Source organism: Microcoleus sp. Aus8_D2 (assembly GCF_036702665.1).
In the GTDB taxonomy this organism is placed as follows: Bacteria; Cyanobacteriota; Cyanobacteriia; order Cyanobacteriales; family Microcoleaceae; genus Microcoleus.
On record NZ_JAUBUN010000009.1, the window covers coordinates 88,940 to 105,643 of the forward strand.

Annotated in this window: 16 protein-coding genes, 1 tRNA gene and 1 pseudogene; 11 read left to right on the forward strand and 7 right to left on the reverse strand. The window is 46.4% G+C overall.

Translation table 11 applies throughout. The features are described 5' to 3' along the window. The first annotated feature begins 144 nt into the window (after window positions 1-144). Window positions 145-1,482, forward strand: coding sequence for a serine/threonine protein kinase (locus QUB64_RS09710; RefSeq protein ID WP_333267998.1), 1,338 nt, complete (start codon window positions 145-147; stop codon window positions 1,480-1,482). A 32-nt stretch (window positions 1,483-1,514) separates the two neighbouring features. Here the strand turns inward: QUB64_RS09710 and QUB64_RS09715 are convergent, their stop codons facing one another. After that, a complete protein-coding gene (locus tag QUB64_RS09715) occupies window positions 1,515-2,399 on the reverse strand; it encodes a LysR family transcriptional regulator (protein WP_333267996.1) in 885 nt (294 codons plus the stop codon). 212 nt (window positions 2,400-2,611) lie between these two features. Between QUB64_RS09715 and QUB64_RS09720 the strand changes: the two genes are divergently transcribed. The 8 genes and pseudogenes from QUB64_RS09720 to QUB64_RS09745 all read left to right on the forward strand — a co-directional run bounded on the left by QUB64_RS09720 (window position 2,612) and on the right by QUB64_RS09745 (window position 8,898). Next, window positions 2,612-3,547: an aspartoacylase gene (locus tag QUB64_RS09720; RefSeq protein WP_333394040.1), complete on the forward strand. Its 936-nt coding sequence runs from the start codon at window positions 2,612-2,614 to the stop codon at window positions 3,545-3,547. Window positions 3,548-3,874: 327 nt separating this feature from the next. Further along, on the forward strand, window positions 3,875-5,554 hold the full coding sequence (locus QUB64_RS09725; protein WP_333267992.1) for a S8 family serine peptidase: 1,680 nt from the start codon (window positions 3,875-3,877) through the stop codon (window positions 5,552-5,554). Between the two features lie 139 nt (window positions 5,555-5,693). Continuing rightward, entirely contained in the window at window positions 5,694-5,975 is a 282-nt protein-coding gene (locus QUB64_RS09730; protein WP_333267990.1) for a hypothetical protein, read from the forward strand. Then, window positions 5,959-7,383, forward strand: coding sequence for a calcium-binding protein (locus tag QUB64_RS09735; protein ID WP_333267988.1), 1,425 nt, complete (start codon window positions 5,959-5,961; stop codon window positions 7,381-7,383). Before QUB64_RS09730 ends, QUB64_RS09735 begins: the two co-directional genes overlap by 17 nt. A 103-nt stretch (window positions 7,384-7,486) precedes the next feature. After that, complete coding sequence (locus QUB64_RS09740) at window positions 7,487-8,098, forward strand: WD40 repeat domain-containing protein (protein WP_333267986.1); 612 nt, start codon at window positions 7,487-7,489, stop codon at window positions 8,096-8,098. Between the two features lie 6 nt (window positions 8,099-8,104). Further along, window positions 8,105-8,161, forward strand: a pseudogene (locus QUB64_RS32940) (hypothetical protein); the annotation flags it as partial. Next, on the forward strand, window positions 8,159-8,425 hold the full coding sequence (locus QUB64_RS32945) for a hypothetical protein (protein ID WP_369124801.1): 267 nt from the start codon (window positions 8,159-8,161) through the stop codon (window positions 8,423-8,425). The pseudogene QUB64_RS32940 and the gene QUB64_RS32945, both read left to right, overlap by 3 nt. A 197-nt stretch (window positions 8,426-8,622) precedes the next feature. After that, complete coding sequence (locus QUB64_RS09745) at window positions 8,623-8,898, forward strand: LapA family protein (RefSeq protein WP_333267984.1); 276 nt, start codon at window positions 8,623-8,625, stop codon at window positions 8,896-8,898. Between the two features lie 16 nt (window positions 8,899-8,914). Here the strand turns inward: QUB64_RS09745 and QUB64_RS09750 are convergent, their stop codons facing one another. The 4 genes from QUB64_RS09750 to QUB64_RS09765 all read right to left on the reverse strand — a co-directional run bounded on the left by QUB64_RS09750 (window position 8,915) and on the right by QUB64_RS09765 (window position 13,793). After that, window positions 8,915-9,913, reverse strand: coding sequence for a hypothetical protein (locus QUB64_RS09750; RefSeq protein WP_333267982.1), 999 nt, complete (start codon window positions 9,911-9,913; stop codon window positions 8,915-8,917). Window positions 9,914-9,941: 28 nt separating this feature from the next. Further along, window positions 9,942-11,015, reverse strand: coding sequence for a transposase (locus QUB64_RS09755; protein WP_333267980.1), 1,074 nt, complete (start codon window positions 11,013-11,015; stop codon window positions 9,942-9,944). A gap of 271 nt (window positions 11,016-11,286) precedes the next feature. Then, window positions 11,287-12,348, reverse strand: a complete 1,062-nt coding sequence (locus QUB64_RS09760; RefSeq protein WP_333267978.1) for a hypothetical protein — start codon at window positions 12,346-12,348, stop codon at window positions 11,287-11,289. 770 nt (window positions 12,349-13,118) lie between these two features. Continuing rightward, a complete protein-coding gene (locus QUB64_RS09765) occupies window positions 13,119-13,793 on the reverse strand; it encodes an Npun_F0813 family protein (protein ID WP_333267976.1) in 675 nt (224 codons plus the stop codon). 825 nt (window positions 13,794-14,618) lie between these two features. Here QUB64_RS09765 and QUB64_RS09770 point away from each other — a divergent pair. Both QUB64_RS09770 and QUB64_RS09775 read left to right on the forward strand, forming a co-directional pair. Beyond that, window positions 14,619-14,825, forward strand: a complete 207-nt coding sequence (locus QUB64_RS09770) for a hypothetical protein (protein WP_333267974.1) — start codon at window positions 14,619-14,621, stop codon at window positions 14,823-14,825. Window positions 14,826-15,000: 175 nt separating this feature from the next. Further along, window positions 15,001-15,074, forward strand: a tRNA-Arg gene (locus QUB64_RS09775). A gap of 181 nt (window positions 15,075-15,255) precedes the next feature. Here the strand turns inward: QUB64_RS09775 and QUB64_RS09780 are convergent. Both QUB64_RS09780 and QUB64_RS09785 read right to left on the reverse strand, forming a co-directional pair. Then, a complete protein-coding gene (locus QUB64_RS09780) occupies window positions 15,256-15,975 on the reverse strand; it encodes a hypothetical protein (protein ID WP_333267972.1) in 720 nt (239 codons plus the stop codon). A gap of 199 nt (window positions 15,976-16,174) precedes the next feature. Next, complete coding sequence (locus tag QUB64_RS09785) at window positions 16,175-16,507, reverse strand: hypothetical protein (RefSeq protein ID WP_333267971.1); 333 nt, start codon at window positions 16,505-16,507, stop codon at window positions 16,175-16,177. Between the last annotated feature and the right edge of the window lie 197 nt (window positions 16,508-16,704).

Sequence of the window (16,704 nt, forward strand, 5' to 3'; positions counted from 1 at the left end):
ATCTATTCCGTGGTGAGTCAGTTTTAAAATTGTCCGTTATTCGCGAAAATATCATGCTTCCGGGGCACCCTAATTCTGACTATCGAGAAAATAGTCAATTTAATAGTTAAGGCAATTTCGTAAAATCAAAAAGAGGGCAAGGCTATGTTAGAGCCAGGAAAAATTTTACAAGAACGTTATCAATTGCAACAGCGTTTAGGCCGCACAGCAGCCGGTCATCAAACTTGGCTAGCAGTAGATTTAGAGTCTCAAGAACAGGTGACGCTAAAAATGTTAGCTTTTAGCCCGGAAATGCACTGGGAAGAACTCAAGCTCTTTGAAAGAGAAGCACAAGTTTTGCAGGCGCTAAATCATCCCCGCATTCCTTGCTATCGAGATTATTTTTCCCTGGAGCGGGAAGCAGGAGCGGGATTGCCTTGGTTTGGATTAGTGCAAGATTATATCCCAGGGTTTTCACTTCAGGAATTGTTAGAACAAGGTCAGAGATTTTCCGAGAAAAAAGTACGACAAATTTCCATTGAAGTGCTGGAAATTTTAATTTATTTGCATGAATTGAGTCCACCTGTTTTGCACCGAGATATTAAGCCGAGTAATTTAATTTGGGGTGATGACAAGCACATTTATCTAGTAGATTTTGGCGCCGTACAAGCTCAAGCTGCGGTGACAGGTGTAACGTTTACAGTTGTAGGAACGAGTGGCTATGCACCGTTAGAACAGTTTTGGGGGCGGGCGGTTCCAGCTTCGGATTTGTATGCTTTGGGAGGTACTTTAATTCATTTATTAACGGGGACGACTCCTGCGGATTTGCCACAGAAAGATTCTCGGATTCATTTTAGCGATCGCGTGAGTGTGAATCCCAGTTTGGTAAACTGGATTGAGCAGATGACGGAAATCGGTTTAGAAAAACGTTTCAGCAAGGCTAGAGATGCTTTAGCAGCTTTGAAATCGGGAAATATAAAAAGGGCTGACGATCGGATTGCTAATATTAGGAAAATTCCTAAACCGCCCCACAGTCGCATTGAAGTGAGCAAATCAGCGACGGAGTTAAACATTAAAATTCCAGCTCGCTTAGTCCGAATGTCTTTCATCTCTGCTGCTTTTGTAGGAATAGTTATTTCAGGAACATTCGGATGGATGATTCTACTATTATTATCATTTGAACTATCGATCCTAAACTTAGTAAGTTCTGCAAGTATAATGTGGGTGTTCCTTAAATGTTTGGGTAATGGTAATCAATTGACATTTTACCGCAACAAGTTTGAACTAAAATATCAGATATTTGGCAGGACTTGCCTCCGACAAACGGGAGAAAAGTCTGAGATTTTGGGTGTTTTTATATGCGAGACGGTTACGGGATATGCAATCAAGATGCTTTCAGGCAAACATACAGGAACTGATTATCATGTCTTAGCGCAGGGTTTGAAAGAGATTGAGGCGACTTGGTTAGTTCAAGAAATCCAAGATTGGTTAAATTTAAGATGAGTGAATTGAGAGGAAAATTGGATTTAAATAACTCACTGGCTTTTAATGATATCGATGAATTGCTGCAAAATGGTCGATGAATCATTCTGCCGCCAAACCGCAGTTAAGTGAGTAGTTGCCGTTGGTTCCTGAATCGGACGATATACCACTCCTTCCCGTTGAATATTTAACACATGAGATGGCAGAATACTGATACCAGTTTCCCCAGCAACTAGCCCCAAAATAGTCACCATAAAGACGGCTGTTTGAACAACTTTCGGCACAAATCCTGCTTGCGAACATAGATGATAAATTTGTTCGGACAAGCCAGCCACAACCTGATGCAGGGGCATGACAAATTCTTCATCTTTTACGTCGGCAAGCGAAATTAGGGATTTGGCTGCTAGCGGATGATTTTTGGGTAAAACGGCGACAAGTGGTTCTTGCGTGATAGACATCGTTTCTAAATCATTGTCTTCAGAAATCTCGTGGTAGAGATACAGAAAAATGATATCAGTTTGCCGATCGCGCAATCTTTGAATTAGGGAAGCACTATGTTCTTCCTGCAAAATCAATTCTACCTCTGGATATCGCTGACGAAACGTTCGCAGCATCTCTGGAAAGACACCATTCGCGATCGAACTCGTAAAACCCACAGTCAAATAGCCCAATTCACCCTGATGAATGCGCTGGGTTTTCTGTACTGCTTGTTCTAACTGCGCTAGGGTTGTGCGAGATTCTTCTAAAAACGCTTGTCCTGCTGGGGTTAGCTGAATTGGGTGACTTTTGCGATCGAATAATTGCACACCCAACTCCTTCTCCAAATCTTTAATTTGGTGACTTAGGGGCGGTTGTGCCATGTGCAATCGCTCTGCTGCGCGGCTAAAGCTCTGCTCGTCTGCCACTGCAATGAAATAACGGAGATGTCTAAGTTCCATAAGTTATACCATTTGAGATTTGAATTTTTAAATTTCATTAATAATAATTAGCATAGCTATTATTGGGTAGATATTGCCATACTTTTTTAGTCTAATTTTAGATAAAAACAAGTATTTGACATTTGGCAAATATTTATTTTGAAACAAGTAGTAGTGAAAAAAATCTGCCGATCATTACCAATTAAAGTATTGCTCAATGAGGATTATTCATGATGTCGCACGTAATTCGACGAGTTGCAATTGTGGGAGGAACCCATGGAAATGAGCTAACAGGAGTTTATCTGGTTAAGAAGTTTCAAGAATTCCCAGATTTGCTGAAACGATCGACCTTTGAGACAGTTGCCTTATTAGCCAACCCCAAAGCGGTGGAGATGAATCGGCGTTATGTCGATCGCGATTTGAACCGTTGCTTTGGCCGCGCAGATTTAGCTAACCCAGACTTGACGAGTTACGAGGACACGCGCGCTAAGGAAATCTGGGCCCAACTAAGTCCTAAATACGATCGTGGGGCTGATTTCATTATCGACTTGCACAGCACAACCGCCAACATGGGGTTGACAATTTTACCATCTAGCAAACATCCATTCAATTTGCAATTATTAGCTTATTTAAGCGAACTCGATCGCTCAGTTCGAGTGTTTTTCCGAGAGGAGGATGGTGAGGATGCGCCAATGTTGCGATCGCTATCTGCTTGCGGTTGCACCATAGAAGTTGGGCCAATCGCCCAAGGAGTCGTCAACGCCAATCTGTTTCAGCAAACCGAAATGCTGGTTTACGCCATTTTGAACTATCTCGATGCCACAAATCGGAGCAATCCGCTAGTTATAGCATCACATTTAACTGCATATCAGGCGATCGTTTCCGTAGACTACCCCAGAAATTCCGTAGGTGAAATACAAGCCACAATCCATCCACAACTTCAATTCAAAGACTATGAACCCTTACATCCCGGTGAACCAATGTTTCTCACATTTACCGGAGAAATTTTTCCCTATCAAGGAGAATCTACAGTTTTCCCTGTATTCATTAACGAAGCCGCCTATTACGAAAAGCACATAGCGATGGTTTTGACGAAAAAACAACAGCTTCAGCTTGAAACTGCGTCAAATAACGTCCCGTCAAACACCAGAAATAAAAAAGGTTTGTAGTGAGGACTTTAGTCCGCATCCATCCCAAAACAGCAGAAAATGATGTGCCGTCAAACACCAGAAATAAAAAAGGTTTGATCGTTCGGAATGCAAGTCCGCATCCATCCCAGGACTGAATTTCCCACTATCGAACCAATCTTACTAAGGTGATTCTCCCCAATGATTCAAAATATGACTTTTATGACATTAGGGTTATGACTTTTATGAATTAAAGCAATGAATTTATGAATTGACGTATCATCTTGCCTCTGTAATAATGTTAATTACTTTCAAATCAAGTATGTTTTCCAAAACCAAAGTGAATCTAAAATTATCAGACTTAATCTTATGGAAAGTACCTTCGGTATACTTGGAAGCGATCGCCAACAGCAGCTAACAGCCGCATTAACCACCTTTGGTAACAGCGGTCAGCTTAATTTTTTCACGGCACCCAGTCAATTTAGTGGTAGCGTCCCCAGCAACGGCCCGGACGGGTATCCTTTGACAGCCAGCCCGATCGCCCAACAACAAATAGCAGATTTTCTAGCACCAGAAGCCAGCGACAGCCTCAATTTCTGGGCCCAGAATCAAGTCGCCAGCGGTACGCCTGCTACTCCCGAAAAACTCAACTCAGACACTCTCGCAGAGGGCACAGATCCGCTAACAGGAACGAGAACGGCCTCTCAGTTAAATTTATCATATCCAGACAACACCTTAGCCACTGCTCGAAATGTGGTGGGCGTTGAAAACGGCCGCATCAACTTAAGCGATTTTGTCGGAGTTGGCGATGACGAAGATTTTTACAAATTTACTCTGAACACCAATAGCGATTTAAACTTGCGTCTCGACGGTTTGACAGGGGATGCTGACTTACATCTGATTCAAGATAATAACCGTAACGGTATATTTGAGTGGAGTGAAATTATTGGCAGGTCTATTAACTACGACAGCACACCAGAAAACATTAATTTTTTAGGTCTAAATCCAGGGACTTACTATGTCAGAGTCTCTAGCTTCTGGAATGGCTCAACAAATTACAACCTGACTCTTTCTGCAACGCCTGGTACTGGTTTTAGCAGCAGTTACGGATACGGTTTACTGGATGCAAATGCAGCAGTTTCCCGCACGCTGAACCGTCCAACTCTCTTCCCAGCAGTTCCTGATTTGGGTGGGAATAATTGGGGGAGAGACATCATAAATGCGCCGGAAGTTTGGAATCAAGGAATTACTGGAAATGGGATCGTAGTCGCTGTGGTCGATAGCGGAGTTGACTACACGCATCCCGATTTGGACGACAATATTTGGCAGAATGCAGGTGAAATTCCCAACAACGGTATTGACGACGATCGCAACGGATATATAGATGATGTCAGGGGTTGGGATTTTGCGTCTAACGATCGCAACCCGATGGATGAGTTTATCTACGGTCACGGGACTCACGTAGCAGGTGTAATAGCGGGCGAACGAAATAATTTTGGCATTACAGGAGTTGCTTACAATGCAAAGATTATGCCTGTGAGAGTTTTGGATTCCTCGGGTTACGGAAAACTTAACGATATCGCTGCTGGAATCCGCTATGCTGCTGATAATGGAGCTAATATTATTAACCTCAGCTTGGGACATGAAATTGGGTCTCAAACCGTTGATGCTGCAATTCAGTACGCAACAGACAAAGGAGTTTTTGTCGTCATAGCAGCAGGAAATGATGGTTCTAACCAACCAGGATATCCGGCTAGAGATGCCGATCGCTTCGGAATTGCTGTAGGAGGAATTGATATAAATGGTAGGATGAATGAATACTCAAATCGCGCGGGTTCCCAAGTTTTGAATTACGTAGTTGCTCCGGGAGTAGATATCTATTCTACAACTCCCTATAACACCTATGAAACCTACAGCGGCACATCGATGGCGACGCCTCACGTAGCGGGTGTTGCGGCTTTAATTTTGAGTGCCAATCCGACTCTAACTCCGGCTCAAGTTGAGTATATTTTGACGACTACGGCAAACCCAAATGGGATAACAGTCTAGAAACAACAAGCAGCAACTATTCCGAAACATTAGTCGATCGCCCTACAACCCCGCTAATCTGTCTTCTGGGAAGCTCTGGGAGCCCGATCGATCGAATTCCTGTCAATTTACAAAACAGGTATTTTTAGTGTGAGGATTTATGACAATTACTCGCGTTTCTGTAGACTCAGCAGGCAATCAGTCTCTTGGCTCCTCCTTCGGCCAGTCCATCTCCGCCGACGGGCGGTTTGTGGCGTTTAATTCTATTGCCACCAACCTCGTGCCGGGGGACACTAACAATAGTCGTGACATCTTCGTGCGCGACTTATCAACCAACACCACCACCCGCGTTTCTGTAGACTCCGCCGGCCCCGCAGGCGATCGAATTCTCCAACTTTCCATCGATCTCAGCCGACGGGAGGTTTGTGGCGTTTACATCTAGTGCCACCAACCTCGTGCCGGGGGACACTAACAATCCAGCCGACATCTTCGTGCGCGACTTGTCAACCAATACCACTACCCTCGTCTCAGTTGACTCAGCCGGCGATCGGGCTCTCGGCTATTCCCACAGCCCCTCCCTCTCAGCCGACGGGCGGTTTGTGGCGTTTACATCTAGTGCCACCAACCTCGTGCCGGGAGACACCAACAATGAAGGCGACATCTTCGTGCGCGACAGGCTCACCAATGCCACCACCCTCGTCTCAGTCAGCTCCAGCGGCGATCGGGCTCTCGGCTATTCCTACCACCCGTCCATCTCAGCCGACGGGCAGAAAGTGGCATTTCTATCTTTGGCTTCCAACCTCGTGCCGGGGGACACTAACAATCAAGCCGACATCTTCGTGCGCGACTTGTCAACAAATACCACCACCCTTGTTTCAGTTGACTCAGCCGGCAATCAGGGGAACAAGTCTTCCTACCACCCGTCCATCTCAGCCGACGGGCAGAAAGTGGCCTTTCTATCTGATGCCACCAACTTCGTGCCGGGGGACACTAACAATACCTCCGACGTGTTCGTGCGAAACTTATTAACCAATACCACCACCCGCGTTTCAGTTGACTCCGCCGGCAATCAAAGGAACATCGGCTCGATCGCTCTCTCGATCTCAGCCGACGGGAGGTTTGTGGCGTTTGCATCTAATGTCAACGAATTCATGCCGGAGAACCCTAACTTTAATAACAGCGACATTTTGGTGCGCGATACGATCGCCAACACCACCACCCGCGTCTCAGTTGACTCAGCCGGCGATCGGGCTCTCGGCATCTTCCTTCGTCCCTCCATATCCGCCGATGGGAGGTTTGTGGCGTTTGCATCTACTGCCATCAACCTGGTGCCGGGGGATACCAATTATCTCTTGGACGTATTCGTTGCTGACTTAGCAAGCACTCCGAGCAGCACCAATAACCTTCCAAACGCCATCAACGGCACTCCAGGCAACGACAACCTGACAGGCACTCCCGGCAGCGATAACATCAGCGGTTTTGAGGGCGATGACACGATCGCCGGTTTGCGAGGTAACGACATTCTCAATGGCGCCGACGGCAGCGATGTTCTCACTGGCGGCAAAGGTTTTGACACCCTCAACGGGGGCTTGGGCAACGATATTCTCATCGGTGGCGTGGGCAATGATGTCTTTGTTTTAGGTGCGGGGTTGGGAATTGATACCATCTCTGATTTCACCAAAGGTCAGGATACCGTGCAATTAATTAACGGTTTAACCTTCGGACAGCTATCGATTTCCGCTGGAACTAACGCCACATTAATTAGCGTCACCAGCAGCGGCGAAGTTTTAGCTTCCTTGACTGGCGTTGCTCCCAACTCGATCGCCCCTGGAGATTTCCTCTCTGTTTAGGATATCTGCTTAGCACAAAATGGTTGCGCGGGCGATCGCGAATCTGCCTCTGCGATTCGCAACCGCGCGAATCTATCTTGTCCTCACCTGCGGGCGATCGGACATGATATTATTCTTTCACTCGATCGTTTTTGCTATTCAAGCTTTTATGAGCGATCGCTCCTTGGAATTCAACAATAGACAGATACTCATTCGCGCGATCGCCCCAGACACTCAAACCATCGCCAGTACCGACACTTGTCCCCAAGCAACCGCACCTCGGATTCAACTCTGGGATATTTCCCAGCACAGTTTTAGCTTGGTGTCTGAACTTGAAGACACCCACGGCGAAGTCACCAAAATCGCTTTCAGTGCGGACAGTCAAACAATCGCGATCGGCAACTTCCAGGGTACAATCACCTTGCGGGAAGTCAAAACAGCACGATTAATACAGACCCTAGATGGCGGTTCTTGCATAAATGACATCGCTTTTAGTTTAAACGGTCAGTATTTACTATCCGCCCCCGACTATGGTGGAACCCGGTTGTGGAACCTAAAATCTGGAGAGCAAATCAAGTGTTTTTCTGGTTTTCTAGGTTGGACTTACGCAGTTGCTTTCAGTCGAGATGGAAAATTTGCCGCCGCCGGTGACGATTATGGCTGCATTCAGATCCGCAGACTCTCAGATGGAATGTTGCTCAATACATTTAACCATTCATTCATTCTGGATTTTTGAGAATTTAGTTATAATGACCAGATAATCGCCAGTGCGAATAAAAGTGACGGCACAATTAAATTGTGGTGGTGGCGTGAAGAGAAAGAACCAATACCACTTTGCTTAGAACATGGCAATAGAGATATTTCGGCGATCGCATTTCATCCCCACAAACTAATCCTGGCTTCTGCTGCCACGGATGGCACTGTGATATTATGGGATCTTGAAAATCAATCAACGTTAAATTACCAACATCAAGGTAACGTTAACATCCTTCAACTTAGTTTAGATGGCAGCCAATTATTTACGTGCTGTACAGTTGGACTTGTTAAAATTTGGGACTTGTAATTTTATTTTTTTTATTTTGAAAAATCTTGAAAAATCGATTTTTTTTTCGTACCTGCTTGACTTTTACCAGCTTTTTATTATATATTTATTTTATAATCGGATGGTTGCAAAAATATTATTTTGGCACGGATTTGCATTATAAAACTTTTATTATGAATTAATAATATCAGTTAAATTGTTAGCTTGTCAAGCCTTTTATGAAAACAATTCCTCTGCTCGCCATTAGTTTTTTACTAGCAATTTTAGTCAGCGCGATCGGCATAATCTCAGTGCAGAACGCCGCCCCAGTAGCCTTAAGCTTTATCTTGTTTAAATCCATACAAATTCCCGTAGGATTAGTATTGGCAATGAGCATTAGTGCGGGACTGATCGGCGGTGCGCTGTTGCAACCGCTGTGGAACCTGTCAGATACCCCAGACTCGCGTCCCAAATTTCAAGCAAATCCCGAAGACTCGGACACCGTAGAATATTAAGTTAATTTTTCAAACCTTAGATGGCATAAACCTGACCGTCAATCAGCAGCCGAGTAATTCCCTTGGCTAGCAAGTAAGGCGCCGCTTTTTGCAGCAGCCTGCCGTCAGGAATCTTGAAAACTCTTTGATTGCGAGTAGCAAATCGGCGGGCTACTCGGTGATTGTCAAACACTGGTAGGGTTTTTTCGCGAAATTCCGCCGCCGGAATTTGACCGAGTTCCCCAAATGCTTTCAGAGGTCTAGTGATTAATTCTGCCGCCCGATCGACTACTAAATAGCAAATTTTCGGCAGAGATGCTTCGCTTAAAGGCAAAACTTGAATCGGCCCTGTCGCCCTAAGCTCGTTAGCGAAGCCCTCGAAGAGGATCGACTCCCGCGACATCGAACCCAGCAGACTCGCTTCAAACAGAGAGTCTTCATCGTCTAAATCTTCGTCGAAGTCGTCATCTAAATCATCCTCATCCTCATCCTCGTCCTCGTCCTCATCGTCATCCTCATCTGCGTCGAAATCGCTAAAATCTTCACCAGCGAGCATTGACTGTAATTCCCCAGTCACAGCAGCGCTGTCGCTGCGAGGAGCAAGATTGGCGGATAAAGCATCTGGCACATCAGAAACATCCAAATCCGACTCAGTTCCTCGAATTTCGAGATCCGCAACTGGTTGGGCCGCTGATACAGAACGTTTTCGGATCGTCGGCCTCGAATTGGGGGCTGACGGCGCGACGGGGACTGACTCAGACAGGGGAGTATCTACAGCGGCGGTTTCGCCAGCCACCGCCGAGGCAGCCGCCTCTGTCGGTTCAGAAACGGTGCTGCGACGATCGGACAAACGCTTTTGTTTTTGCTGGACGAGAAATTCGTATTCCGGCTCCGACAAAGCGCCCTGAAGGATGCGCCTCACTGTCGAACTGCTCACTCCGTAGCGCTTGGCCAGAGTGATAGTATTCTCGTCCGACTGTCGGTACAGCCGCAGGAGTTCCCGTTTGTCTGAATCGGACAGTTTTGTGGGCGTCATGCCAAGTTTTCCAGCAAAAAGACGTAAACTACCCCACGGCTAAAAGCCGGGGGCTTTCTGTAGCCCTGATGTGGTCTGCAAGATAGCAAGACAACACCGAACCTCCGAGCGGGTTTACAAATACCGCTCCCACGATTGAAATCATCTTTGAAGCATTTTCATCAGCAATCACTTCCACCCCATACTTCACGGCTTTGTAGCTCACAAACAATCGCAGTTGGAAGAATGCCCAACTTTGAGAGCGCCTGCGTTCAGTCTTGTTTCTAGGTTGCCCCTTGGTGCGTTCTCTGATGCCCGTCAAGTCTTCAATTGCAATGATGGCATGATGTTGAAGGGCAGACAGGACAATCAATTTACTGATGTTGTGGTTCAACCAGGTTTGATAGCGTCGCTCACGTCCCGACAGCCGTTTCCAGATTTGTCTCGCCCTGCGACGAGCAGACCTTGTGCCTTTCGAGGCTTTTTCTTGGAGCGATGCTCTCACCCTAGCAAATTTGTCTCTAACGTCTGTTATCTGCTTTCCATCCCATTTATCCCCAATGGATGTTACTGCAATATCTCTGCGCCCAAAGTCCACGCCAATCACTTTGTCAGATTGGATAGGCTCAGGCGCTTTATCTTTGAGCTGAATGTGGATGTAATACCGTTCATCTCTGTGTTTGCACTGGTTGGCACTGGTTGGCACTCTGCCAGAGAGTTTGCCTCTCTGGTAGTTACCCACATCAAGCTTAATATGTTCACGCCCATTCAGCAGCGTCAAACTAATCTTCCAGTCCGGCTCGCGGAACGAGAAAATGCGGGCATCGTAATCGGCACTGGTAGGAGCAAAAGCTTTAACAGGCTTGCCCTTACCCTTTGCTGTCTTCCGACAAGCTCCTACTCTGGCGCAGATTCTAACCGCTCCCTTAGCACTCAATTTGAACTGAGAACGCAATTGCTGATAGGTCTGAGTCTGGATTGTGGTTTGGCTGGCTATCGATGGCTTAACGGTCTGATTCGCATAGTTGCAAGCATCCGCAAACGCCTGAAGCAGTGCCTCAATTTCGATGGCTTGTTCAGATGTAGGTTTAAGCTTGCAAACTATTGTCAGGACTTGTGCCACAGCTTAGAAAAACTCACAAATTATTTGTCTAATTATATAACAGAAACGATCGATATCCCAGAATATTCACGGCGGTTTCAACCGCCTGTCACGTTCCTCCCTATGTCTGAAGCCTAGGGCTTCCCGCTCGTTTTATGGTGAAAAGACGCACTTCCGTGCGATCGGCGAACTGTAATTTTTCCTTGTCGATTAGAAGTTGAGAGATGCCGGCAAGGGCTCTCAAAGCTTTCGCCTTCCCATCCCTTGCCGAACCAACCCCAATCTCAAATCGCTATGCGGTGCGACGAGTCCGCCTGCTCTGGCGAGAACGGGTTGAGATGTCATGTTCCAAGACAGCTCCAATTCCGAACAGTATGCCACTGAAAACAAAAAAGACTTCCAGCAAACTGCCGCTTTGATAACTACCCTCAGCCTGAGTATCGCGCCATTTGAAGTACATATCTGCGATGTAAAGCGAAAAAGTTGCAGCCGCAATCATTCTCCAAGATTGGGAAAAACGTCCTCCCCAAAACGCCAGCAGCAGCGCAGTAGCAATAATCAGCAGAAAAACGTCCCCGACGATGTAAAACAAATTGATTGCATAGGCGTAAGGTGATAGTTGCTTGTCAAGTGCCATCACCCATGCGGGAGTATGAGTTGCCTCTGCTGATTCTTCTTCCGGTGCAGGTTGAGCAGCAGTCGCGGCCGCTCCTTTTGCCTTTGACTGGGACGAATTGTCCACAGCAGGTGCTTTTCCTTTGCCACCCTTTGCTGGTGCCTCTCCTGTAACAACTTCCTGGGTTGCTGCCGGAGCCATTCCTAGCTGTGCCCTCCAAGAGTCAGGTGCAGCAACCCAGATAGCTACAGCAATCCCAAAGGCTGCAATTCCGGCTAACAAACCCCACTGCCAAATTTCTAGATTCAGCCGCTTGGAAGTCACAGCTACCACCATGCCTCCGATCAGCACCACATAGCTGCCCAGATAAAACGCATCTGCTGGGGAAACGTCCGGGTCTAACTCGAAATAGAGTTCCCAAATCCCGAACAGCACGCCGGCGATAAAATAGAAGAGCATCCCCAAACCAATGCCCAGCCAGACGTTGCGCCCGCTCGCCATGTGGGGGCTTTTCCAGTTTCTCAAACAGACTAAAGCCGCTCCGAGGTATGCCCCGCATTCAAAAATATAAGTGCCGATCGAGTACCAAGGCGGTAAACCATCATCTTGTGAAAGGGGGACGCTGAACAGCAAAAAGAACAGCAGCGCCATGACAGCCCAGACAATGCCCACAATCACTAGGGTCTGAGCTGATAGTAAAGATGTAGATGTAGATGACTTTTCTGAAGTGCTACTCATAGGGATTTCACGATACCTAACTAGCGGTTGAACCCACCCCATCTCAATTTTTGATTTTCGATGAGGATTCTTTCGCCAAAGAACCTTGATCTGACGCTCCCCGAAACACTGGCGTCCTCAGCGTGTTGTCGGGACGGTTGCCCTCCTACACTCTAGAAAGACTAAGGAAGAATAATATCTATTTACTAATTCAAGGAATTAGTCGTTAGTCGATCTTTGGCCCGGAAATAATAGATGATAGAAATACGGTCTATGTCTTCACCCTTAAGGCTTTGACAGTACCAAATCTACCTCTGAAATCATATCCTCAAATGTTGCTGTCTCTGTTGTTTTGGGTTGCGCACTCCCCCACTCATATCAATGATTGTGGGTGGGGACTGCGAGCGAAATTTAGTTAAATTGCCAGACTGTAGCTGCCCCCCAAACCGACTCAACAATTTTGTCCCTCCATACAAGTTGGCAATCTAACCTGTATATCCGCTCTCAACAACTTACCCAAAACCCGATCGATCTGGAAAAACCAGACATTAAATAGTTTTGGGGTTCTCGAACTGCTTGATACGGTTGGCAATCCGATACCATCCACAGGCCGATCGCCAGTAAGCTACGGGCTGCACAACGAGAGTTTTAAAATTCTTAAACCCTCATCTTTAATCTTCGCGGCGCGGTATTTTCATTTCGGATCTTGAACGTGACCCTTACCCCCTACAGTGCAATGATCTCAGCTCGATTATCTGGGCCCAATTGTCTGAGCAATTGTCAAAGATTTTCTATGCTGCGATCCACAACTTGTTGAGGGCTGATTGTTTCAGCCAATCTAGAAACTGAGTGCGATCCTGTGCTGGCATATCTTGCAGCACATCGCTCACTCCCTCAGCGAAGTCGGTATTGCCAAAATATGATTTGCCCAAACGGTAGAGTTCTTGCAATAAGGTCTTGAGATGTTGCTCTTGCCAAGGGGGCACCTTATGATTTTGCAAGGGACTAACGGTCAGCCAATTTTTGAGCGCATCAGCGGAGTCTGCCTGGGGGAAGTTTCCCTGCTGAAATACCTTGGCGATATCTTTCTGAAACGATGCGGCTTGCCTTGCGCCTAAAAGGTCTTCTACATCAAAGTAAACAGCTTGGAGGAGCAGCAGACAACCCTGCGCGAACAGCGGTGGTTTAGCGGATTCTGTACCTGCCGGTTCTTCACTGGCAAGCTGATCTAAACGAACTTTTCCCCAGACGCTATATCTATCCGGCTCTTCTAGCAGAACGCAGGCTTTGCCTCGGTTGTCGGTTAAATCCCGCCACAAGGCTCTGGCGTCTTCTGCTTGCTTGCCGTTGAAGGCGCTGATCAGGCGAAAAGTCTGCCCCTGATAATTGAGAATGGGAATTTGTTGATCCCGTTTTGGGTGTTGAAAATTGGTTATTTCAACATCCTGCCGTTTCAGAATAAACATGACACTGCGATTTGACTCCTGTCATGGCCGAGGTGCTGTGCTTTTGAAGCTCCCCAGGCTTTTAGGCTTGGGGATGCTTGATTCAACGAGTCCACTTAAATTAGCAGGATTGTCCTCCTCAAGCGTTCCGATACTTTTTTGCTAACAAATGCTAACAAATGTCTAAGCTGAGATTGTCTCTCAACCATGTCATATGAACTAATGCACGAAGGAAATTCCCCCGCGCACAACTTACGACTGCTGTACTGGCAACGCTTGATTTTCGAGGTCGTGCCGATCGGGCGATTGACTATTTTGCTTTGATGCCGTAGAGGAAGCTTGTATAGGCTCCCCAACCATCAGGGATTTTCACCTGAGTCTTTCAATCCTAGTTCTACCACATTTTTCTCAAATATCAAGTCGAGCAGAATATTAGGAAATATAAATAAATATCAGGAAATTAGTCACTGTGGCTCAAGTCCTATACAAAACTTGGCTAAACTTATCTCGCGTTTCACGATTCAACTACAAGTAATTCCAGAGGTTCTGCTTCCTCTCTCAACCTCCAGGAGCCGGCTCCGAATTGTGGGCCGGCGTAGATTCTGGCCCAGCAGCCCCCTAGGGGCGGTCTTATAACTATTGCTTGTGAAGCTTTTAGCCCTTGTTCAACCATGATTCTTACCCAATTTAACGAATCGTGGTATCCCGATCGACCAGCGTTGCAGACCCGTCATTTTTGCATCTACTGTGCTTTACTTTCTGTGAATATTTTGAGATGTGCGCTATGCACCCTGGTAATTATACCAGATAATCACTAACCTGTCAAGACTCTGGCGATCGATAGCTGTGAGTAACTTTAGTCAAGTATGGGGCGATCGAGTCAAACTCTGGTACTGTCTGAGTGCGGACTTAATTTCTGGAGATATGCGATCGACAAAATATTTGGGTTTGAGCTCCACCTCTAAATACCTGACTCTAGTTCAAGTCCTACCTGGTTTTGATTGTCAATTTACAACTGTGCTGTTTGCCCGTGAGTCCCTCCAGCTTGTGTGACATAAACTCCAGGACGCACGGGCGCTCTGATCACCTTGGTTTTTTACCCCCGAGCCATGAGGCTCTACGCCCTATTTTTGTACATCAAACCCGTTTCTGGGTAAGTCATAAAATATTTACTTGCTCGATCGCACACTCCACCGATACAATGATATTGTTGACGATTTTTTGAGTTGGGTGCGTAACTCAGTTGGATAGAGTAGCTGCCTTCTAAGCAGCGAGCCGCAGGTTCAAGTCCTGCCGTACCCGTTAACAAAACCTAATAGCATCCATGCTTTGAGCCGTTTTCTACCGCCGGGGAGAGAGCGGCTCAAACCTTATTTGTTGTGCGTTTGTTGTGCAATTGTTGTGCAAGACAAATGCACAACAATTGCACAACACTGCTTATCTTGGACAGGTGGTATCCAGCCATCCCCTCGGTAGACAGGGGTTAACTCTCTGAGCTAAGTATTTCCAAGAGCGTCTCTACGTCTGCCAAGTCTGCTTTGGACTTTTTGCGCCGCGCTTTCAACTGGTTGAGCACGTCGGCGGCTTCTACTTTTGACAAATCGGTTCCGATCGCCACTGAGGTTTTGAGTTGAGTTGGTTCACGACTGGCAAGCGAGGACTCTAGTCTGTCGATTTGTTCGCCCAACTCTGCGATCGTTTCATCTCTCAGGGCCAGCCGACAATTTAGCGCTGAGATTTCTTGATTCCTCAACTTGACCAGTCCGTCGCATTTTCCTAGGCTCTGACGTAAAGCTTCAATTTCTGCAATGTCCGGCCTGAGTGATTCAGCAGGTGCGTCACTGGCTACCCTCAATTTTCCCAAGCGTTCCTCAATCTTTCCAAACCGCTCAGACAACTGATTTTCGAGTTCAGCCAAGCGTTGAGCTACTTTAGTATCTGGTGTGGTACTAGGTCTGCGATCGGGTGTGGTACTAGGTCTGCGATCGGGTGTGGTACTAGGTCTGCGATCGGGTGTGGTACTAGGTCTGTTATCTGGTGTGGTACTGTCTATTCCGAAAAACTGTGCCAGCGCTTTATTCACTGCCGCCGAATACATCGGCCCTTTCTTAGACTCCATACCGTTAGCGGTACAGAATTCAGTCAGCGCATCCTCTACGGCTCTGTCGAGGTATACAGCGATATGTTTCTTGTCTGTTGCCATAGTATGTTACTTCCTGGTGAGTACAATACTGATTTAACATACCACCCAACAAGTAACACACTTATCAATATAAAAAACACTGAGTAACATACTGTTGGTACACCTGTTACTCAGTATGTTACTAATCATTTATGGAAACGGATGTCAATGGTTTGGCTATCCTTTTATGGAAACGGTGACTGCCTACACCGTCACTTTCTTAATCAATTACAATGGCACAAACTCGCAATAGTGAGTCCCAAAAGTGGAGTTGCATCTCGTCCTCTCGAAACACTTGAGGCGGAATGTACCCAACATTAGTCAAGTAGTAAGCGAATTCATCAGAATTGTTATCACTTTTTTCTGATTGCAATTTGTAATCTATATCACACCTTAGTGGGTTACGGATTAAGCCAGATTTAAGAGGATAGTATTTGTCGTCTTCCTCCCAGACACAATACATTAATTTTAAATTGGCTAAATATTTGCCGATTTGCTTCTTACTACCCAGCAAGGGCAGTTCTGCCAAAGGTACTGTCAGTAACTGCTCCATATTGATTATTTTTCGTCAGTAAGATACTAGACCAATTATCGCTTGCTTCTAATAGTGGGGGCGACTTTGTACAAAATCACCCCACCGTTGCTGCCTAGCTACAATTTCATCAATTCGCTGGCAGGAAAACTCCCACTTGCGATACCTCTCACGGTTTTGTCAAATTGCACTGTCAACTCTTGCCTGTCGCGAGTGTA

What these genes read in the sequence shown, in the direction of transcription:
- QUB64_RS09710 (WP_333267998.1), top strand. Translation starts at nt 145, where the DNA reads ATGTTAGAGCCAGGAAAAATTTTACAAGAACGTTATCAATTGCAACAG.
- QUB64_RS09715 (WP_333267996.1), bottom strand. Translation starts at nt 2,399, where the DNA reads ATGGAACTTAGACATCTCCGTTATTTCATTGCAGTGGCAGACGAGCAG.
- QUB64_RS09720 (WP_333394040.1), top strand. Translation starts at nt 2,612, where the DNA reads ATGTCGCACGTAATTCGACGAGTTGCAATTGTGGGAGGAACCCATGGA.
- QUB64_RS09725 (WP_333267992.1), top strand. Translation starts at nt 3,875, where the DNA reads ATGGAAAGTACCTTCGGTATACTTGGAAGCGATCGCCAACAGCAGCTA.
- QUB64_RS09730 (WP_333267990.1), top strand. Translation starts at nt 5,694, where the DNA reads ATGACAATTACTCGCGTTTCTGTAGACTCAGCAGGCAATCAGTCTCTT.
- QUB64_RS09740 (WP_333267986.1), top strand. Translation starts at nt 7,487, where the DNA reads ATGATATTATTCTTTCACTCGATCGTTTTTGCTATTCAAGCTTTTATG.
- QUB64_RS09745 (WP_333267984.1), top strand. Translation starts at nt 8,623, where the DNA reads ATGAAAACAATTCCTCTGCTCGCCATTAGTTTTTTACTAGCAATTTTA.
- QUB64_RS09750 (WP_333267982.1), bottom strand. Translation starts at nt 9,913, where the DNA reads ATGACGCCCACAAAACTGTCCGATTCAGACAAACGGGAACTCCTGCGG.
- QUB64_RS09760 (WP_333267978.1), bottom strand. Translation starts at nt 12,348, where the DNA reads ATGAGTAGCACTTCAGAAAAGTCATCTACATCTACATCTTTACTATCA.
- QUB64_RS09765 (WP_333267976.1), bottom strand. Translation starts at nt 13,793, where the DNA reads ATGTTTATTCTGAAACGGCAGGATGTTGAAATAACCAATTTTCAACAC.
- QUB64_RS09780 (WP_333267972.1), bottom strand. Translation starts at nt 15,975, where the DNA reads ATGGCAACAGACAAGAAACATATCGCTGTATACCTCGACAGAGCCGTA.
- QUB64_RS09785 (WP_333267971.1), bottom strand. Translation starts at nt 16,507, where the DNA reads ATGGAGCAGTTACTGACAGTACCTTTGGCAGAACTGCCCTTGCTGGGT.